The following is a 503-nucleotide window of genomic DNA, read 5'->3' on the forward strand; positions in this document are numbered from 1 at the left end:
CTTCTCGATCCACGGATAGGCGATCAACACCGCGAACACCAACCCCATCACCAACGCCACCCAGAACACCGCCGGCACCGTATACGGCCCCAGATACAGCTCCCACGCCGGCATCAACCGCGCCATCCCGTCGGTCCACATCATGTAGAAGTCCGGCTGCGACCCCGCCGAGACCTGCGAGGGATTGTAGGGCCCCAGATTCCAGATCGGGTTGATCTGCAACACCCCACCCATGATCCCCACGATGCCGAGGGTGAACGCGAAGAACGCCCCCTGATCCGCGGCGAACACCGGCACGATCCGCGCACCGACCACATTGTTCTCCGTACGCCCCGGCCCGGGGAACTGGGTGTGCTTCTGATACCACACCAACGCCACATGCGCGGCGATCAACGCCAGCATGATCCCGGGGAACAACAACACATGCGCCACATACAACCGCGGGATGATGATCTCACCAGGGAAATCCCCACCGAACATCAACCAATGCATCCACGTCCCGA

The 503-nt window shown here is 62.0% G+C and carries 1 protein-coding gene; it reads right to left on the reverse strand.

What is annotated here, in order from left to right; genetic code table 11:
* A partial coding sequence (locus ACL02S_RS24205) for a cytochrome b N-terminal domain-containing protein (RefSeq protein ID WP_412804799.1) occupies positions 1–503 on the reverse strand: 503 nt, incomplete at both ends.

This window comes from Nocardia spongicola (assembly GCF_047200775.1).
Taxonomy (GTDB): Bacteria; Actinomycetota; Actinomycetes; order Mycobacteriales; family Mycobacteriaceae; genus Nocardia.